This window comes from Thermococcus fumicolans (assembly GCF_055386755.1).
In genome coordinates, this window is sequence record NZ_AP042424.1 from 773,178 (window position 1) to 789,745 (window position 16,568).

The window sequence follows — 16,568 nt, forward strand, 5'->3', positions numbered from 1 at the left end:
GGAAAACCGGGAGGCCAATGTCATGTTCCCTGAGGATTTTTATTGGGGAGTTTCGCAGTCTGGGTTCCAGTTTGAGATGGGAGATAAATACCGGAGGCATATAGATACAAACACGGATTGGTGGCACTGGGTTCGGGACAAGGATAACATTGAGAAGGGACTAGTCAGCGGGGATCTGCCTGAGGATGGGGTAAACAGTTATGAATTGTACAAACTAGACCACGAGATAGCAAGGGGGTTGAATCTCAATGCATACCGCATAGGGATTGAATGGAGCCGAATATTTCCTTGGCCAACCACTCCAGTTGATGTAGATTATTCCATTGATAGTTCATATGACCTCGTGGAAAGCGTCAAAATCGACAAAGACACCATTGAAGAGCTGGATGAGATTGCCAATCAGAGAGAGGTTCTATACTATCGTAGAGTCATATCCAATCTCAGGGAGAAGGGGTTCAAGGTTATTGTAAACCTCAACCACTTTACCCTCCCCTACTGGCTCCATGATCCAATAGCCGCGAGGGAAAAAGCACTCACAAACGGCAGAAACGGCTGGGTAGGTAAAAGATCCGTGGTAGAGTTTGCTAAATTTGCCGCTTATATGGCTCATAAATTCGGCGATATTGTGGACATGTGGAGCACCTTTAATGAACCAATGGTTGTTGTCGAACTCGGCTACCTAGCTCCATATTCCGGGTTCCCTCCGGGGGTCATGAATCCAGAGGCTGTTAGACTTGCAATGCTGAACATGATAAATGCCCACGCCCTCGCCTACAGGATGATAAAGAAATTCGACAGGGAGAGGGCGGACAGGGACTCCAAGGCGCCAGCTGATGTTGGCATAATCTATAATAACATAGGAGTGGCGTATCCTGAAAACCCGAGGGATGAAAAGGACGTTAAAGCGGCTGAGATGGACAACTTCTTCCACAGCAGGCTATTTCTGGAGGCAATAACATGGGGAAAACTCAACATTGAGTTCGATGGGGAGACTTTTGCTGATCTGCCCTACCTAAAGGGCAACGATTGGATTGGCATAAACTACTACACTAGGGAGGTCGTTAAGTGGCAGGATCCAAAGTTCCCAACGTTGCCCCTTGTGTCCTTTAAGGGGGTTCCGGGATACGGCTACGCCTGTAGGCCGGGGATGACTTCTAAGTCCGGGAGACCCGTGAGTGACATAGGGTGGGAGATCTACCCGGAGGGTATCTACGATTCCATAGTCGAAGCGGAGAGGTATGGGCTTCCGCTCTATATAACCGAAAACGGAGTTGCGGATTCAAAGGATGTGCTTAGGCCGTACTACCTTGTCAGTCATTTGGCTATGGTGGAACGGGCCTATGAAGAGGGTCATAAGGTAAATGGATACCTTCATTGGGCCCTAACTGACAATTACGAGTGGCCTCTAGGGTTCAGGATGCGCTTTGGCCTTTATGAGGTAAACTTAATAACAAAAGAAAGAAAGCCCAGAAAGAGAAGTGTAGAAGTTTTCAGCAGGATAGTGTCAGAGGGAACAACAAGGGGACTCCACAAAGAGTTTGGGATCAAGCAATAAGGGGTGATGGGGTGTATGAAGACCATAGCCGTTGATGAAGAAACTTGGGAGGCAATAAAGCAGTTGAAAGCCAAGCTGGACGCAAGGTCTTATACTGAGGTTTTAAAGAAGCTCATAGAAGTCTGGCATTCAGTTGAGCTTGACATGAAGGCCGAGAAGGTAGCTCTGGATGATGACAAGGCCGACATGATAATATCCCTGCTTGAGAGTTATGAGGAGTGAGGAGGGAGGGTTCGTCTTGAGGATGCTTCCGGAGAGAATTTCCTTTGATCCAGTTTCATTCCTTAAGATAACAAGGAAGCAGAACAAGGAGATACTTGAGTTCATTCTGGCTGAGTTTCAGGTCTACGTTCCCCTGCCCTCTGCAAATTCGTATCTTATAACAAAAGCCCTACTAATGGGAGATATTGGTGAGGAAATAAAAGCCCTCAAGGAGGTATTTAATGTTGTAGAAGTCTCGGATCAGCTTATGGAGAAGATGGCCGAACTTGGTGGGGCGATTGTAAGGGAGGGGATAATTCCGGATTTCTCAGATCTCATGACTGCGACATCGGCTATCCTTACTGAGTCTTTACTTGTAGTAAACGACAAGAAAGCCAAGAAATACGAGATGTTCTCCAAGTACGGCTTGGATGTTATAAGTTACACCAAATTCTTGGAGGAAATTGAAAGTCTCGTCGAGGAAGAGGCGAAGAAAGTGGCTCGACAGCCTTTGTAGTATGTACTCAATGGTTACAGTGCCATGTTAACAGTTCTTGGGAAAAAGATTGTTAGCGTTCCTTTTTAAACCTCCACTGGTTAATCTGCTCCAGGAGACTAACGTTCTGAAGAGGATTAAACTCCCTCAGGAGCTCCTCGACGAGTTCTTCCGGAAGCCCCTCCGCCTTAAGGGCCTTCCCAAAGGCCCTCTTCCCCCGGTTTATAACGCGGAGTAGGCCGGCAACCCGGAAGGCTATCCTCGGCAGGTGGAAGAGGAGAAATTTAAGAAGGGGGCGGAGAATCACTCGTCCTCCTCCCCGGGTTCCTCCTTCTTTCCGCGGGACATGCTTATTCCTCCGAAGTGGCTTCCTCTACCTTTCATAAGCCCTGTAAAGGTCTCAAGGAGGATCTTGGCCGCGTTGATGCTCTCCATGTACTGTTTGGTCAGTTCGAGGGCGGCCTCCTTGTCCATGCCCGCCTCGACGAGGTTTTTGTAGAACTCCGCCACGCTCTTGCCCATGGCCTGCATCTTCTCCGGGCTGTAGAGCTCGGTCAGGAGGTCCTTCAAGGGCTCAAGGATGTCCTCTATCATCGGCCCTATCTTGTCCATGAGCTTCGCCGCCTGCTCGATGTCCCTGTCGCCGTAGTAGGCCTCTATGAGGTCCTCCACCATGTCAACCTTCTTCTCCAGGAGTTTAACTTCCTCTTCGCTCTTAGCGCTCCTTATCTCCTCGACCAGCTCCCTGAGGAGCTCCTCAAGCTTGCCCTTCTCAACTTCCCCCACGTCAACCACCTCAGTAATCTTTAGTCTGCTCAAACCTAATCGGCATTCCGATCAGCTCTAACCACCTCCTGACCACGTCCCGGGAGAGGGCGTAGGTTTTGCCCCTCTCTGAGGGAACCACCCTCACGACGCCCAGCCGCTTGAGCTCTTCCAGCTTGGCCCGGACGGTGTTCCTAGAGGCCCTACCACGCCTGCCCTTGAGCTCCCTCGCTATCTGGCTCACGTTGGCCTTCCTGAGGTCGAAGAGGACCTTCACTATCTCCCTCGCTATCGGGTCGTGCTTTATCTCGGGAACGACGACGTCTATGCTCAGCCCGCCGTACTCGGCGTAAACGTTGAGGAGCCTTAGGTAGGACTGGGCCATACGAGAAACGACCTCGAAGCTGGCCCTGAGCGCTTCAAGGGCCTTCCTGAGCTCCTGGACTTCCCTGGCCAGTTCCTCATCGGGCATGTTGGTTGGTTGTCTGCTCAACCCTAAAGGGTTTTTGCTCGGAGGTGAGCAGATGAGAAAGAGAAATGGGCATCAGAACTCCGGAATCCTTATCGGCGCTTGCAATTCCTTCTCGTTCTTTTCGAGGTTCGTCGCGAGCATTCTGATCCTGTCGCAGCCCTTGATCTCCCTTATGAACTCGGCTACGCTTTTTGGCACAAGCTCCTCCCAGGGCTCGCCTTCAATCATGCGCCTCCTTATTTCCGTTGCCGAGAGGATGTCCTTCCTGAACATGGGCTGGACTATCACATCGTAGCCCTTCTCGCGGAAGAGCTGTGCAACGAGGGAGTTGCCGGTGAAGACGACGTCAAACCGGGGAACCATGCTGACCACGTAGGTGGCCCAGATGGCGTTGAAGTTGATGTCAGGGAGCGGAATCAGGTAGTAGCGCTTCTTTACACCCGCCTCGTTCAAAGCCCTTATCAGCATCTCCATCCTCTCGCTCGTCGTGAAGGGATTTTTCAGGGTATGGCTCGCCTGGGCGCTTCCAATTCCAATTATAACCTCGTCAACCTGAGAGAAGACGAACTCAAGGGCCTTTATGTGGCCGTTGTGAACCGGCTGGAAACGGCCGACGAAGAGACCGCGTTTAACCATCGGTTTCACCTCCAAACAGAGAAATTCCCTCCGCCTTGGCTGGCGTCTCAAAATCTGAGTCGAGGGTTACCAACGTCAGCCCATAAAACTTTGCAGTGGCAAGAATCAGCGAATCATTTGGGAGAAGCGCGTGCTTTGTCATCAGCTCAAAGGCCAGGTCGCTTATCTCCTCGGTCAGGGGAACTTCAACAAAATTTTCTCGAAGAAATCTGTAAAGCTTGGAAAGCTCTTCTCTGTGAGCCAAGAATTCCTTTGTGTTGCCCCTCAACGAGCGGTAACTTTTCCCGGTGACGTTTTTCAGAAATATGAATAGAACCTCGCTGAATATTATGGAATTTATGAACTTTGGACTCTCCCCCAGGTCATTCAGCACGTCCCTTGCTCGGGGATTGCCCTTCAAGGCCTCAAGGATCACGGAGGAATCAACCAAATAGCTCCTCATACAGCTCCAACCTCATCTCTTTTGCAGACTTTTCCGAAGGCATAATGCCAAAGACGTCATCAACGGTGACCGATGGCTTTTTCTTCAGCCGTGAGAGGCCTGCTGAAAGGGCCTTTAGTTCCTTTTTGAAAATCTCCTCAAGCCCATCTGGAACTGAAACCCGCACCGTTATTTCCCCCATCTTGCTCACCACTAAAATCTTGGAGGTAGGGTTGATAAATCTTCTCAGCTCGAACTGGCTATGTTCAAAATTTTTGAACCTTTCGTTCATGATTTTTGAACGAGTCTCACTCTCACCCCGTCCCCGACCTTTAGATTAAGCCTCTCGCTCGCGCTACCCCGGTTGACGGCTATCTCAAGGTAGTCGTGGCTTCCGGGCAAAGCGAGGAGCTCGCCGGGTTTAACCTGGCCGTAGGTATCGAGATATGGAATTCTGATGCCCAAATCCGGCAGCTCAACGGCTTTCGGTCTTTCGTAGTTTTCAAGGTTCAGGATAACGTTCCCGAAGTCGTCAACGTAGATTACCCTGAGTAGCCACGTATCTCCTTCCCTCCTCGGTTCCAAATCGAGCTTAGCGAGAGAGTCTAGGGGGATCTCGCTCGCGAACTCCTCTGGGGGAATACCTCTATCGATTAGCGCCCCAGCTGGGCCGAAGACGTCTCTTCCATGGAAGGTCGAGCTTATCCTCCAGCCGGTGAAGTGCTTAATCCTCTCGAAATCTATCTCCCAGGCCCTCCTGGCGTTTATGTGTTTGAGGGGAAGAGTAGCTAATCCGTTGTCTGGAACGACCAGCCACTGGTCGCCTTCTATGATTACAGCCCTTCTCTCCGTCCCAACGCCCGGGTCTATCACGCCAACATGGATCGTGCCGGCCGGAGAGTACTTGACGACCTGCTCCATAACAAAGGAACCTTCGACGATGGAGTGCCGGGTTATTGAATGGGTAACGTCAACGAGCTTCGCTTGGGGATTGACTCGAAGCATCGCCACCTTCATCTCCCCTACATAGGGACCCTTGAGCCCGAAGTCGGTTGTGAGCGTTATCACCTCCACCACCGGAAAGGATTTATTCCCATCGTTTAAGAGGTTGCCGGAGGGGGAGCATGATAGTCGTGCTTAGGCTGGGACACAGGCCAGAGAGAGATAAGAGGATAACAACGCATGTCGCTCTAACGGCGAGGGCCTTTGGGGCGGATAGGATAGTAATCGCGGCAGAGGAAGACGAGCACGTCAAGGAGAGCGTTGAGGACGTCGTGAAAAGGTGGGGGGGACCCTTCGAGATAGGGTTCAACCCCAGCTGGAAGAAGATCATGAGGGAGTGGAAGGAGAAAGGTGGGATCATAGTTCACCTGACGATGTACGGGATCCACGTTGACGAAGCCCTCCCGGCGATAAAAGATGACCTGAAAGCCGGCAAAGACGTCATGATCGTCGTCGGGGCTGAGAAGGTACCAAGGGAAGTCTACGAGATTGCCGACTACAACGTGGCTGTCGGAAATCAGCCCCACAGCGAGGTTGCGGCTTTGGCCGTCTTCCTCGACAGGCTTCTCGATGGGGAAGGCCTTAGAAAAGAATTCCAGAACGCCAAGCTCAAAATAGTCCCGCAGGAGAGGGGGAAGAAGGTAATCGAGCTCTGACCGGTGGTCGCGATGGTGCTCAACAGGTACAGGGAGAACGTCAAGGGTTATCTTGAAGCGATCGTGAGGCCTCTGGCTAAGATTGGCGTCACCCCGAACACGATAACCATCCTAGGACTGCTCATAAGCCTCGCCGGGGCGTATCTCTTCTACCTCCGCGAGCCGAGGTTTGCCGCACTCGTCCTCCTCTTTGGTTCCCTCATAGACGCCCTCGACGGCACTCTGGCCAGAATGACCGGGAAGGTAAGCCGCTTCGGGGCCTTCCTCGATTCAACCCTCGACAGGATAAGCGATGGGGCCGTTCTCTTCGGTATAGCCCTCGGGGGTCTTGCCGACTGGCGCTGGACTTTCCTCACGTTTATGGGTGCCTACCTGGTGAGCTACGAGCGCTGTAGGGCTGAGCTAGCGGGTTCGGGCAAGCTCGCGGTTGGGATAGCTGAAAGGGCCGAAAGGCTGCTCATACTCATAGCATTCTCCCTGGCTGGAGCCAGATACGTGGAATACGGCGTCTACCTCGTCGGAGTGCTCGCGTGGATAACCGTTGCCCAGAGAATGGTCGCCGCTTACCAGAGGCTTAGATGATGGGGAGGGGGATGACGAGAATTTCGCTAGGCGAGGCTTTGCCGATGAAGAACCCTGCCGTTGCCGACCCTCTCATTTTTTAAGCGCAAGTTCGGCCAGAAGGGCGCTCTGGAGCTTTCTCATGCACGAAGGACAGTACGAGAGGGGCCTCCTGTCCCACTCGTCTATGTCCAGCGGGGGGTTCATAACGCACTCGCTGTTGCAGTGATCCAGGCCGAAGCTGTGGCCGAGCTCGTGGAGGACGCCTTTGAAAATCCGCGCTTTCATGAGCTCCCTGTTCTCGCTTTCAAAGGGCTTCATCGAGAGGACCATTATCTTCATCCCGAGTATCTCCTGCTGGAAGCCGAGGAACTTCTCGTATATGTGGAAGTACTGGTTGCGGGAAACCAGGGGAAAGGTCGTCAGACCGAAGATCCTCCTCATCGGGAACTTCTCGTCCCTGTGGATCTCCTCCAGAAGCCTCGCGTAGAGTGCCTCTATAATGGCCTCCAGGGGGTAGCCCTTTACCTGTTCGCTCCCAACAGGGATGTTGATAAGGTAGCCTGGGCCGACTTCGAGCTTTCCGAGGTAGACGAACCTCACGGGAAGACCGTTCTGGCTCAAATAGCGGTTGGCCTCGTCGAAGATCTCGAATATCAGCTCTTTGTCGGTGAAGTTCCCGATGTACGTTGCCCCTATGTACGTCAGTCTGCGGTCCCTTGAACGGTGCATGTTTCAAGAAAACTCAGGATGTTATTAAGTTTTGCGGGGTCAAGCCTTTAAACTTTGAAGCCCATTTTAAGCTGCCCCCGGGAAACCGCGGGGGATGAGCGTCTCGGCGAGCCGTGAGTCCCCTTCGCTCCCCGGGGGCACAGTCCAACCTTACCCGGGAGTTGGGCGAGCTGGGGCTATCATTCATCTCTGTCCTCGACGTATGGAGCCGTAATAACCTTCCTTATCTCCCTCGCCTTCTTCTCGCCGATGCCCTCGACCTCCTTAAGCTCCTCCTCCGTGGCAGTGAAGACCCTCTCGACGTTGCCGAAGTGCTTAAGGAGTCTCTTCGCCAGCGTCGCGGAAACGTTGGGCAGGCCTTCTACTATCAAGCGCTGCCTCTCCGCCAGCGTTAAGGCCTTCTTCTCGCTCCTCAAGCGGACTTCCTTCTTCCTCTCTTCCTGCTCGCGCTTCGCCATCAGGTAGATGAACTGCGCGGTTTCCTCCTTGCCGGAGGAGAAGAGTATCGGAACGCCCCAGTCGAGCGTCACCGCGGCTATTGCCCCTCTAATCGCGTTTGGATGAACGTTCCTGATGCCGTAAAGCTCTCCCTCGATGATTATGACCGGCTTCTCGTAGGCCCTCTTTAACCTCTCGACCTGGTCAAAGAGCCTGCCGTCGATTATCGACTGTATGAAGTCGTTGGCGCTCTTCCTTTCGATGCCAACCTCCTCGCTGACGACGTAGTCGGCAACGTCGAGCGTTCTGACCTCTACTTCGGCGCCAAGTTCCTTCAAGAGCTTTGGAACGCCGCTCCTAAGCTCGCGCGAGTCAACGTAGACAACGATGCCCTTTGGCTTCCTAACGAAAATCGGCTTTATCGGGAGTTCCCTAACTTCTCCAGCGTGCTTTTCGGCTTTAGCTTTGTCCCTTTCGGCCTTTGGGCTTTCTTCTTTACCTGCACTATCCTTGGGGGATTCCTCCATCTCTTCCCGTTTCGGCTTCAGGAACGCGTCCAGCGGGGTTATCTTTCCCCTCCCCATTCCGGCACTCTCCGGAGCTTTTTCCCTTATTTCAGCCTTCTCCTCTTTCGGTCTCTCTTCCTCAAGCTCCCGGGCGATTTTCTTTATCGCCGCGAACATGCCCTTCTCCTTCCGCTTTGAACTCCAGTAGTAGGCTTCATCTCTCGTACCCTTCGCCATCAGGACGACGACCCTTCCGGGCCTGTGCCTTCCGGTTCTGCCGCGGCGCTGGATGCTCCTTATTGCCGAAGGCACAGGCTCATAGAAAACCACTAAATCAACCTCGGGAACGTCCAGACCCTCCTCGCCGACGCTTGTCGCCACTAAAACGCTGAACTCCCCGTGGGAGAACCTCTCAAGGGTTTCCTTCTGCTCCTTCTGGCTCATCCCCCTGTCCTTTCCCCTGCTGGCCTGGCCTATGAAGCGCTCAGCGGAAATCCCCATGGCCCCAAGCTCCTCAACGATCTTCCTCCCGGTGTCGCGGTAGTTGGTGAAGACGATTATCTTGGAGTTCGGCTTTCTCCCGAGCTGTTCCCTCACCAGCTCCCTCAGCTTCTCCATCTTTGGATGATCTATTCCGCTCTCCTTGGCCTGGACGAGGAGGTAGATCACCTTCCTCATGCGCGGGTCGTCCATGAGTTCCCTGCTCGACTTCGTCCTCTTATCCTCGCGGAGCTTCTTGAGGTAGGCCCTCAAAGCCGTCAGCCCCTGCGTCTCCAGGAGTTCTATCGCGTGGAGGAGCTTTATGGCCTTGGCCTGGTGCATCCTCAGCCTTCCCCCCTCGTAGTTGCCCCTCGCGACCTCCTGGTTTATCTTTGAGCCTGCCTGGAGAACCTCCCTCTTCGATATGTCCGGCGAGTAGGTGGAGACGAGCTTGAAGTGGGCGAGCGGCTTCAGGCTCTCCTTCAGCATCTCCCTCAGGAGCGAGCGCACCTCCCTGTAAATCCCGGGGAGTTCGACCTTGACCCACTCGAAGGCTATCCTCTGGACGTAGGGCTTCACATCGGGCGAGCTTTCGGTCCTCACCTCGATGTGCTCTATTCCAAGGTTCCCCACTATCTCGCGTATCTTTTCCTCGTCACTCCCCGGTGAAGCTGTTAAGCCAAGAACGAGGGGATGCCTCGCCGTCTTTAGGTACTCCTTCGCGATGAAGACGTAGGAGTAGCTCCCGACCGCCCGGTGGGCTTCGTCTACAACGAGTAGAACGACGTCCTCGAGGGAAACCCTGCCGGTCAGGATGTCGTTCTCAACGGTCTGGGGCGTTGCGGTGATTACAACGCTCTCATCCCAGAGCCTTCTCCTCTTTTCGGGGGAAAGCTCGCCGGTGAGAACGTTTATCCTCTCCGGCGGAAGATTAAAGAGCTTTTTAAAGCTCTCCGCGTGCTGAACGGCTAGGGGCTTCGTGGGGGCCAAAAAGAGCACCTTTCCGCCGTACTTCGAGAGCCTGTAGTCGGCTATAAGCATCGCTATGAGGGTCTTCCCTAACCCGGTGGGCAGGACAACTAAGCAATTGCACTCCTTACACCTGGCGTAGATGACCTCCTGGTAAACGCGGGGTTTGATTGAGTCTCTCCTGAGGTAGCCCATACTTTAAGGAACGAGGCGGGGGATAAAAAGGTTCTCATGAAAAGCCCAGGAGCCAACGGGCCGTTGTCAGCGAGATGAACTTCAACGGAGAAAGCCCCGTTAGGAGGACGATGTTGTTCAGCGCGGGAAGGGCTTTCAAGGCCACGAAGAGCGCCGGAAAGTATACCATAGCCGGAACCCTTCTGGCCAGCCGGGGGGAGAGGATTATGACCCCAACCCCGAGGAGCGTGAAGAACGTGAAGCTCCCGAAGAACAGGATCGGACTCGATAGCCTCCCCGCCAGAACCGGGTTGGCCTCGGTGAACCCTCTGCGAGCTCCTGACCAGGTGGTTAGGGCGTCGATGAGCGAGAACACCACGAAGAGGAGGGCGTATTTTAGCCCTTCCGTTTTAGCCCTCATTTCAATCGCCCCTTTTTGCTCGTTTGATCTTAAATACTTTTTGCCTTAGTTAGAACCTACATGTGTAGGTACATATGCATGTGGAAAACGTTTTAAGACCTCCGCTTATCGGGAAGCATGCTCCTCACTAGGCACGCAAAGGAGAGGCTTGTCAAGAGGCTTGCGAAGAGGAGAAAGCCCGAGCGCGTCTATTCCAAACTCTGGGAGTTCCTGGATCGCTCGGTCAGGGTGGAGGTAAACGAGAGAGTAGTGATTTTCACGGACGGGAGGAAGAGCCTCGTCTGCGCCAGGCTCGAGTGCGAGAGGCTTTCACTGGAGGAAATCAAAAGCAGGGTAGAGGGTATAAAGTGGCCCTACGAGTGCGTCTTCTTCGATGGAAGGCTCGCTAGGGAGACCGTTCCGAGGAAGTTCCTGGAAACGATCCCAGACGGCGTTTACTGCTTCTACCTCAACCGTGAGAAGAAGAGCCTCTACATCGGGAGCGAGCCGCCGCTGCTGGCGATAACCTTCCGGCCTGCTAAGAAGAGTGAGAGGGATCTGGCAAAATCCTTATCTTTCAGACGCGAAGGGTGAACGGGTGATAAAATGGATCTGAGAAAACTGGTTGGCGCGAGGGATAGGGTCGTCCTCTGGAAGCTCAAGATAACTAGGGCCGCGAGCTACCTCAGCATCGCGAACAGCTTCATGATACTCTTCGTTTTCGCCAAGGAGCTGTACTCGGTTCCGTGGATAGGAAGGCACTTCACCTTCCGGGAGTTCATGGTGATCGCATACACAATCGCGGTTCTGGGCTTCATCGTCCTGGCGGAGGTGGACTGGCACTTCATGTACAAGCGGGAGCAGAGCTACGCCCTAACCCGGAACCCCCTCCTCCCGGCCCAATGCTTCATGAGCGAGTACCTGCTGGAAAAAGCCCTTGAGGAGGGCAGGATAAGCCGGGAAGAGGCGGAAAAGATTCTCTCCTCCCTCAGGCTGGCTGGCTGCCCTCGGAGCCCTCAAGCGGAACAACTAAGATCTCCCCGAAGGGCTCCTCCTGAATGAGGTCGACCTTGCCCATGTTTGAGAGGAAGAGGAGGTAGAGGAAGGTCCTGGCAACTATCTTTGGGCTCGGGTCGAAGACGAGCTCCCAGAACTTTATCGGCTCCCCCTTCTCCCTGTAGAGCTTTACCACGATGTTGTGAAGCCTGTAAACGTGCTTCTCTATGTCAACGCGGAAATCGTCCACCACGAAGACCTGCTCCTCGATGTTCTCCTTCTTCCTCTTCCTCGGTTTTCTCCTCTCCGCCTCTTCCAGCGCGTCCATCAAGGCTTCCAGCAGGTCATCGAAGGTGTAATACCTCTCGACCCTCCTTATGGGCGGCGCGAGCGGTTCGACCTCGACCCTAATGCGCTCCTCGGTTTTCTCCTCCTCCGTCCCGTTCTCCTCGCTCAGCAGTGCTTCAGTTTTCATCCTGACCAAGATCGAAGCGGCTAGAATTGCCCTGGCGGAAACCCTGAGGTCCAGCTCCCTCATCTCGCGGAGCATCTTGATGTACTTCTCGGTTAAATCCACTATGTCGATGTTCCAGGGGTCGACCTTTCCCATCTTGACAAGCTGGAGGAGTATATCTACGGGCGTTATCTCGGCTTCAAACCTGGATTCCATCTTTATCACCTTTCAATTCGGATCCATCCCCTCTCAATCCGCCGGAATTTCCTCTTTGCATCTCTGAACTCCCGAAGGATTTCTTTTAGATACTCTTTATCAGCGTAGAGTACTCTCCCGTCCTCTAGTGCGTCCATTATGAGGGGGTGCCCCTTGGAGAGCATTCTTCTAACCTCTGCCGGTGTGTAGGCCTTGGCGTCTATCGGTGCCCTTGTCCTGTCGAGGGAGTAGAGTAGCTCCAGCCGGGCGTTGGGGTTTTTGGGAAGTTCCTCGGCCACGATGAGTATATCAACGTCACTCCCCAGCCCAAAGGTGCCCTTTGCCAACGACCCGTGGAGTAGCACGAGTTTAGGCTTTAACTTCTTCACGATAGCGTTCACGTACTCGTCGATCTCGCGTTTGTAGGGTGTCTCACTTGATGTCACCGGCCACCCTCCTCACAAAGTCCAGAATCCTATTTGATGAGGCTATCGCATTTTCTGCGTCCTTTTTTCCGTAATACTCGTATGGAGCCCCCTCTATGTACGCGTCGGGATACCTAGGTGGTATGTAGTGCCTGTCCAAAAGCCTAGCTTCGTCAAAAAGTTCCTCGGGAACCTCAACATGCTGGGACAAAACGTCCAGGAGTCTTTTTATTGAGTGCCCGTAGGCCATGATCCCCATCCCAAGGAGCAGGGCCTTTACGGCGTACTCTCCCGCTTGCTGTGCTTTGAAGCACGCCCACGAGTAGAATCCGGCCGAGAGATCGTTCTGGGCGCTCTTTAGTGTGTACTCAGCCTGTGCTATCCACCTTTCGAACTCCTCTCTGTCGAACATTCCACCTTCACCCCGCCAGGTGGCCGAACATCTCCGCGTGCTCTGCCTCGCTCCTCTTCCTGGCTTCTTCAAGGATCTTCATGGCCTTCTCAAGGCTCAGGGCGACAACCCTTGAGACGCCGTTCCTCATGCTCACACCGATGATCTTGTCCGCGTTGGCCATCATGACATCCCTGAGGGTTATGACTATGAACTGGCTCGACTGGGAGGACTCCTTTATGAGATCCGCCACGCGCTTGACGTTGGCGTCGTCGAGGTGTGCATCGATCTCATCGAAGAGGTAGAACGGTGCCGGCTTGTAGCGCTGTATGGCGAAGACGAACGCCAGGGCCGTCAAAGCCTTCTCGCCGCCGCTCATGGCTTCAATCCTCTTGACGTCCTTTCCCGCCGGTTTGGCCTCTATCTCGAGGCCTCCAGCGAACGGATCCTCCTCATTTTCGAGGATAAGCCTCGCGCTTCCTCCTGGGGAGAGCTTTGCGAAGAGTTCGGAGAAGTTCCTGGCTATCTCGTTGAGCGTCCTCATGAAGACCTCGCGTTTCTGCCCCTCTATCTCCGCTATGAAGTCCTCTATGCTCTCCTTCTCCGCCAGAACCTGCTCGCGCTTGCTGCTGAGCTCCATATAGCGCCTCTCAACGACCTCGAAATCTTCGATGGCCTTCATGTTGACGGGCTCGAGGGAGCGGATCTCATCTTCCATCTCCTCGATCTTCTCCTTGAGTTCCTCGAGCTTCTCGGGTTCGGGTATCTCCTCTGGCTTTATCGATTTGACGAGCTTAGCGTCATAGTGCTTGAGCTCGGCCCTTTTCTCCTTCAGCTCGGTCTCGTACTGGGCCAGCTTTATCCTCAGGGTGTTCGCCTCTATGCGGAGCTCGTTGAGCCTGCCCGATAGCTCGTCCTTTTTCTCCCTCAGCTCGACTATCTCGTTCTTGAGTCTCTCGCGCTTCTCGCGGAGCTCCTTGAGCTCGTCTTTGACGTTCTCCTCGGCCTCCTTGAGCTCCTTCAGCTCCTCCTCTAGGCCCTTGATTGCCTCCTCGTTCTCCCTTATGTTGGCCTTCAGCGCGTTTATCCTGTTCACTAGACCCTCAATCTCCTCCTCGAGGTCGGCCTTCCTCGGGAGGAGTTCGTCGTTTATCCTGCTCTCGAGGCCCTCAAGCTTGCTCTCCACCCTGCTGAGCTCCTCGCGGAGTTTGGCTATCTCCGCTTCGACCTCCCTGATCTTCGCGTTCAGCTCCCTGGCCTCAGGGTTTTCGAGGGCCTTCTTGAGCTTCTCGCGCTTCTTCTCAAGGCGCTCTATCCTCCCCCTGAGCTTGGCCATCTCCCCCGTGTACTCGTGGATCCTCTCCTCGAGCCCCTTTATCGTCTCCTCGGCCTCACGGATCTCCTCCCCCAACGCCCGATCCTCGGAGAGGAGCCTCTCCATCTCCCTCTGGGCCACCTGGAGGTCTTTGGTGAGGTCGCTCTTCTTCATGCGGAGCTCGAAGAGCTCGTTCCTCAGGCCGTTTATCTCGACCTTGAGAGCGTTCACGGCCGATTCCAGGGCCTCCTTCTCCCGCTCCAGCCTCTCGACCCTTTTCCTTATCTCGTCGGTGTTAACGGCCAGTTTGCCCCTGGGCCTGTAGTGGCCGCCGGTTATCGCACCGCTCCTCTCGAGGAGCTCGCCGCCAAGGGTGACCATCCTGACCCTGCCTATTCCAACGCTCCTAGCCTCGTCCATGTCGTCCACTATCAGCGTGTCCCCTAGTGCGTATGCGACGGCGTTCTTGAACTTTGGATCGTACTTCACGACGTCCATAGCCGGGACGCCCAGGGAGGGCCTCTCCTTCATCGAGCGGGGCTTTATCTTGTTGAGCGGGAGGAAGGTGAGCCTTCCGAGTTTCTTCTCCTTCAGGAGCTTTATAGCCCTCTCCGCGACCTTATCGTCCTCAACGACGACGTTGTCGTAGTTTCCGCCGAGTGCCACCTCGACCGCCAGGGCGTACTTCTCGTCTCCGACGCTTATGAGTTCCCCTAGGGTGCCGTATAGGCCGTCTATCTCAGCCCCCTTCAGGAACTCGACCGCCCTGTTGCCCCTTACCTCCCTCTGGGCCTCCGCCTTTATGAGCTCCTCCCTGGCCCTGGCAAGCTCGCCCTCAACCTTCTTTAACTTCCCAACCTTCTCCTCTAGCTCCTTCTCCGCCTTCCTGAGCCTCGACTCAGCCTTTGACATCCTGCCTTCTACCTCTGCCAGCTCCGAGCGCTTCTCCTCCAGGTCCTTCTTCGCCCTTTCGAGGGCGTCTTTGAGGGCTTTCCTCCTGAGCTTTGCCTGGGTTATCCTAGCTTTGGCCCTCTCTATCTCCTCCTCGAACTTCTTTACCTCCGCCTCCCTGGTGTAGAGTTCTTTTTTAGCTTCCTCCAGCTCGTTCACTACCTTATCGAACTCCTCCCTGGCCACCGCATAGCTCCTGTCGATCTCGCCCAGCTTGACGACCAGCTCGTTCCTAGCGGTCTCCTTCTCCTTGATCTCCACGAGGAGCTTCTCCCTCCTCTTGCTCCACCTCACTATCGCCCCCTTGCTCTTCTCTATCTCGTCTGAGACCTTTTTGAGCTCCTCCTTGGCCTTGGCGAGCCGTCTCTGGTCTTCTTCTATCTCCTTCTCCGCGTTCTCAATGTTCCGTTTGGCCATCTCAATCTTGGACTTGACCTCGCTGATCTTCCTGGTCACCTCTAAAATGCCGTCCTCGCTCTTCTCCTCCAGCTCCCTCTCAACCTCGTTCAGCTCGCGCTCCTTAGCTATTATCTCCTTGACCAGGGCCTTCAGGCTTTCCTCAACGGATTTTATCTCGCCTTCAATATTGCCCTCCCGATTCCCGCTCTCCGAGATCAGGGACTCCAGCCTCTTTATCTCCCCCAGCAGGAGGGCCACCCTTGCCCTCTCCACCCTCTCCTTGAGGTCGAGGTATCTCAAAGCGTCGTTGCGCTCCTTTTCGAGCTTGTCTAACTGCTTCTTGACCTCCTTGATTAGGAGATCAACTCTAGCAAGGTTCTCCTCGGCCTGCTTCAGCTCCTCCAGTGCCTTCTCCTTCTTGGCGTCGTACTCGGCTATTCCGGATATCTCGTCGATTATGAGCCTCCTCTCGGTCGGGGACATCTTGATGAACTTCGTTATGTCTCCCTGGAGAACCAGGTTGTAGCCCTCGGGGGATATCATCGCCGCGCTCAGCATGTCCAGGATCTCGCTCCTCGTCGCCCTCTTCCCGTTGAGCCAGTAGGCGCTCCTCCCGTCAGGGTAAACGCGCCTCTTGATGACTACCTCGTCCTCGTCTATGGGAAAGCCCCTGTCCTCGTTGTTGAAGTACATGGCAACCTCGGCGTATTTAGCCGGTGGCTCGGCCTTGTTGCCGGCGAAGATGAGGTCGCTGATCCTCGTTGCCCTCATGGCCTTGGCCGAGAGTCCGCCGAGAACGAAGAGAACCGCGTCGCCGATGTTGCTCTTCCCAGAACCGTTCGCCCCTACTATGGCCGTGAAGCCCTTTGAGAGCGGAACCACGACTTTTTTGTTACCGTAAGATTTGAAGCCCTTCATTTCAATCTTCTCGATGTACGGCATACTCGACACCTAAGACCGAAAATGGCGGCACTTCTT

21 protein-coding genes are annotated in these 16,568 nt (G+C 54.4%); 7 read left to right on the forward strand and 14 right to left on the reverse strand.

Annotated elements, in window-relative coordinates; all coding sequences use genetic code 11:
* The first annotated feature begins 22 nt into the window (after window positions 1-22).
* Genes bgaS through ACZ5AM_RS04360 form a run of 3 tightly spaced genes read left to right on the forward strand, consistent with a single transcriptional unit; the run spans window position 23 to window position 2,273 of the window.
* A complete protein-coding gene (gene bgaS / locus ACZ5AM_RS04350) occupies window positions 23-1,555 on the forward strand; it encodes a beta-galactosidase BgaS (RefSeq protein WP_464915650.1) in 1,533 nt (510 codons plus the stop codon).
* Between the two features lie 6 nt (window positions 1,556-1,561).
* On the forward strand, window positions 1,562-1,777 hold the full coding sequence (locus ACZ5AM_RS04355) for a hypothetical protein (RefSeq protein ID WP_464915651.1): 216 nt from the start codon (window positions 1,562-1,564) through the stop codon (window positions 1,775-1,777).
* A gap of 22 nt (window positions 1,778-1,799) precedes the next feature.
* Window positions 1,800-2,273: a PIN domain-containing protein gene (locus ACZ5AM_RS04360; RefSeq protein WP_464915961.1), complete on the forward strand. Its 474-nt coding sequence runs from the start codon at window positions 1,800-1,802 to the stop codon at window positions 2,271-2,273.
* A 52-nt stretch (window positions 2,274-2,325) separates the two neighbouring features.
* Here the strand turns inward: ACZ5AM_RS04360 and ACZ5AM_RS04365 are convergent, their stop codons facing one another.
* The 7 genes from ACZ5AM_RS04365 to ACZ5AM_RS04395 all read right to left on the reverse strand — a co-directional run bounded on the left by ACZ5AM_RS04365 (window position 2,326) and on the right by ACZ5AM_RS04395 (window position 5,614).
* Window positions 2,326-2,559 carry a hypothetical protein gene (locus tag ACZ5AM_RS04365; RefSeq protein ID WP_464915652.1) on the reverse strand — a complete coding sequence of 78 codons (234 nt, stop codon included), beginning with the start codon at window positions 2,557-2,559 and terminating at the stop codon, window positions 2,326-2,328.
* Window positions 2,556-3,047, reverse strand: a complete 492-nt coding sequence (locus tag ACZ5AM_RS04370) for a hypothetical protein (RefSeq protein ID WP_464915653.1) — start codon at window positions 3,045-3,047, stop codon at window positions 2,556-2,558. The genes ACZ5AM_RS04365 and ACZ5AM_RS04370 overlap by 4 nt, the downstream gene beginning before the upstream one ends.
* 1 nt (window position 3,048) lies before the next feature.
* The gene (locus ACZ5AM_RS04375; protein ID WP_464915654.1) at window positions 3,049-3,489 is read right to left on the reverse strand and encodes an ArsR family transcriptional regulator; all 441 of its coding nucleotides are present in this window, start codon (window positions 3,487-3,489) and stop codon (window positions 3,049-3,051) included.
* A gap of 72 nt (window positions 3,490-3,561) precedes the next feature.
* A complete protein-coding gene (locus ACZ5AM_RS04380) occupies window positions 3,562-4,125 on the reverse strand; it encodes a nicotinamide-nucleotide adenylyltransferase (protein ID WP_464915655.1) in 564 nt (187 codons plus the stop codon).
* Window positions 4,118-4,567: a type II toxin-antitoxin system VapC family toxin gene (locus tag ACZ5AM_RS04385; protein WP_464915656.1), complete on the reverse strand. Its 450-nt coding sequence runs from the start codon at window positions 4,565-4,567 to the stop codon at window positions 4,118-4,120. The genes ACZ5AM_RS04380 and ACZ5AM_RS04385 overlap by 8 nt, the downstream gene beginning before the upstream one ends.
* A complete protein-coding gene (locus ACZ5AM_RS04390; protein WP_464915962.1) occupies window positions 4,548-4,748 on the reverse strand; it encodes a hypothetical protein in 201 nt (66 codons plus the stop codon). The genes ACZ5AM_RS04385 and ACZ5AM_RS04390 overlap by 20 nt, the downstream gene beginning before the upstream one ends.
* A gap of 86 nt (window positions 4,749-4,834) precedes the next feature.
* The gene (locus ACZ5AM_RS04395) at window positions 4,835-5,614 is read right to left on the reverse strand and encodes an SAM hydrolase/SAM-dependent halogenase family protein (RefSeq protein WP_464915963.1); all 780 of its coding nucleotides are present in this window, start codon (window positions 5,612-5,614) and stop codon (window positions 4,835-4,837) included.
* 56 nt (window positions 5,615-5,670) lie between these two features.
* On the opposite strand from ACZ5AM_RS04395, the gene ACZ5AM_RS04400 reads away from it, so the two are divergent.
* Together ACZ5AM_RS04400 and pgsA are read left to right on the forward strand one after the other, a co-directional pair.
* Window positions 5,671-6,204, forward strand: a complete 534-nt coding sequence (locus ACZ5AM_RS04400) for a tRNA (cytidine(56)-2'-O)-methyltransferase (protein ID WP_464915657.1) — start codon at window positions 5,671-5,673, stop codon at window positions 6,202-6,204.
* 12 nt (window positions 6,205-6,216) lie between these two features.
* Window positions 6,217-6,786 carry an archaetidylinositol phosphate synthase gene (pgsA, locus tag ACZ5AM_RS04405; protein WP_464915658.1) on the forward strand — a complete coding sequence of 190 codons (570 nt, stop codon included), beginning with the start codon at window positions 6,217-6,219 and terminating at the stop codon, window positions 6,784-6,786.
* Between the two features lie 72 nt (window positions 6,787-6,858).
* On the opposite strand, the gene ACZ5AM_RS04410 is transcribed toward pgsA, so the two are convergent.
* The 3 genes from ACZ5AM_RS04410 to ACZ5AM_RS04420 form a co-directional block, all read right to left on the reverse strand.
* Entirely contained in the window at window positions 6,859-7,497 is a 639-nt protein-coding gene (locus tag ACZ5AM_RS04410) for a zinc metalloprotease (RefSeq protein ID WP_464915659.1), read from the reverse strand.
* Window positions 7,498-7,676: 179 nt separating this feature from the next.
* Window positions 7,677-10,085, reverse strand: coding sequence for a DEAD/DEAH box helicase (locus tag ACZ5AM_RS04415; protein WP_464915660.1), 2,409 nt, complete (start codon window positions 10,083-10,085; stop codon window positions 7,677-7,679).
* A gap of 34 nt (window positions 10,086-10,119) precedes the next feature.
* Window positions 10,120-10,485 carry a DUF5658 family protein gene (locus ACZ5AM_RS04420; protein ID WP_464915661.1) on the reverse strand — a complete coding sequence of 122 codons (366 nt, stop codon included), beginning with the start codon at window positions 10,483-10,485 and terminating at the stop codon, window positions 10,120-10,122.
* A gap of 117 nt (window positions 10,486-10,602) precedes the next feature.
* On the opposite strand from ACZ5AM_RS04420, the gene ACZ5AM_RS04425 reads away from it, so the two are divergent.
* The gene (locus tag ACZ5AM_RS04425) at window positions 10,603-11,058 is read left to right on the forward strand and encodes a hypothetical protein (protein WP_464915662.1); all 456 of its coding nucleotides are present in this window, start codon (window positions 10,603-10,605) and stop codon (window positions 11,056-11,058) included.
* Between the two features lie 12 nt (window positions 11,059-11,070).
* The gene (locus tag ACZ5AM_RS04430) at window positions 11,071-11,526 is read left to right on the forward strand and encodes a hypothetical protein (RefSeq protein WP_464915663.1); all 456 of its coding nucleotides are present in this window, start codon (window positions 11,071-11,073) and stop codon (window positions 11,524-11,526) included.
* Here the strand turns inward: ACZ5AM_RS04430 and ACZ5AM_RS04435 are convergent.
* From ACZ5AM_RS04435 to smc, 4 genes are read right to left on the reverse strand one after another with little or no spacing between them, the layout of a single operon-like run.
* Window positions 11,453-12,130 carry a segregation/condensation protein A gene (locus ACZ5AM_RS04435; protein ID WP_464915664.1) on the reverse strand — a complete coding sequence of 226 codons (678 nt, stop codon included), beginning with the start codon at window positions 12,128-12,130 and terminating at the stop codon, window positions 11,453-11,455. The genes ACZ5AM_RS04430 and ACZ5AM_RS04435 overlap by 74 nt on opposite strands.
* A 5-nt stretch (window positions 12,131-12,135) precedes the next feature.
* Window positions 12,136-12,555, reverse strand: coding sequence for a nucleotidyltransferase domain-containing protein (locus ACZ5AM_RS04440; protein WP_464915665.1), 420 nt, complete (start codon window positions 12,553-12,555; stop codon window positions 12,136-12,138).
* Window positions 12,542-12,946, reverse strand: coding sequence for a HEPN domain-containing protein (locus ACZ5AM_RS04445; protein WP_464915666.1), 405 nt, complete (start codon window positions 12,944-12,946; stop codon window positions 12,542-12,544). Before ACZ5AM_RS04445 ends, ACZ5AM_RS04440 begins: the two co-directional genes overlap by 14 nt.
* A 7-nt stretch (window positions 12,947-12,953) precedes the next feature.
* Window positions 12,954-16,532 carry a chromosome segregation protein SMC gene (gene smc / locus ACZ5AM_RS04450; RefSeq protein WP_464915964.1) on the reverse strand — a complete coding sequence of 1,193 codons (3,579 nt, stop codon included), beginning with the start codon at window positions 16,530-16,532 and terminating at the stop codon, window positions 12,954-12,956.
* Window positions 16,533-16,568: the final 36 nt, after the last annotated feature.

Excerpts from the sequence above, each read along its gene's own strand:
- ACZ5AM_RS04435 (WP_464915664.1), bottom strand. The coding sequence starts at position 12,130 with ATGGAATCCAGGTTTGAAGCCGAGATAACGCCCGTAGATATACTCCTC.
- pgsA (WP_464915658.1), top strand. The coding sequence starts at position 6,217 with ATGGTGCTCAACAGGTACAGGGAGAACGTCAAGGGTTATCTTGAAGCG.
- ACZ5AM_RS04415 (WP_464915660.1), bottom strand. The coding sequence starts at position 10,085 with ATGGGCTACCTCAGGAGAGACTCAATCAAACCCCGCGTTTACCAGGAG.
- ACZ5AM_RS04390 (WP_464915962.1), bottom strand. The coding sequence starts at position 4,748 with ATGGGGGAAATAACGGTGCGGGTTTCAGTTCCAGATGGGCTTGAGGAG.
- bgaS (WP_464915650.1), top strand. The coding sequence starts at position 23 with ATGTTCCCTGAGGATTTTTATTGGGGAGTTTCGCAGTCTGGGTTCCAG.
- ACZ5AM_RS04420 (WP_464915661.1), bottom strand. The coding sequence starts at position 10,485 with ATGAGGGCTAAAACGGAAGGGCTAAAATACGCCCTCCTCTTCGTGGTG.
- ACZ5AM_RS04430 (WP_464915663.1), top strand. The coding sequence starts at position 11,071 with ATGGATCTGAGAAAACTGGTTGGCGCGAGGGATAGGGTCGTCCTCTGG.
- ACZ5AM_RS04375 (WP_464915654.1), bottom strand. The coding sequence starts at position 3,489 with ATGCCCGATGAGGAACTGGCCAGGGAAGTCCAGGAGCTCAGGAAGGCC.
- ACZ5AM_RS04400 (WP_464915657.1), top strand. The coding sequence starts at position 5,671 with ATGATAGTCGTGCTTAGGCTGGGACACAGGCCAGAGAGAGATAAGAGG.
- ACZ5AM_RS04355 (WP_464915651.1), top strand. The coding sequence starts at position 1,562 with ATGGGGTGTATGAAGACCATAGCCGTTGATGAAGAAACTTGGGAGGCA.
- ACZ5AM_RS04425 (WP_464915662.1), top strand. The coding sequence starts at position 10,603 with ATGCTCCTCACTAGGCACGCAAAGGAGAGGCTTGTCAAGAGGCTTGCG.
- ACZ5AM_RS04360 (WP_464915961.1), top strand. The coding sequence starts at position 1,800 with ATGCTTCCGGAGAGAATTTCCTTTGATCCAGTTTCATTCCTTAAGATA.
- smc (WP_464915964.1), bottom strand. The coding sequence starts at position 16,532 with ATGCCGTACATCGAGAAGATTGAAATGAAGGGCTTCAAATCTTACGGT.
- ACZ5AM_RS04380 (WP_464915655.1), bottom strand. The coding sequence starts at position 4,125 with ATGGTTAAACGCGGTCTCTTCGTCGGCCGTTTCCAGCCGGTTCACAAC.
- ACZ5AM_RS04410 (WP_464915659.1), bottom strand. The coding sequence starts at position 7,497 with ATGCACCGTTCAAGGGACCGCAGACTGACGTACATAGGGGCAACGTAC.
- ACZ5AM_RS04445 (WP_464915666.1), bottom strand. The coding sequence starts at position 12,946 with ATGTTCGACAGAGAGGAGTTCGAAAGGTGGATAGCACAGGCTGAGTAC.
- ACZ5AM_RS04385 (WP_464915656.1), bottom strand. The coding sequence starts at position 4,567 with ATGAGGAGCTATTTGGTTGATTCCTCCGTGATCCTTGAGGCCTTGAAG.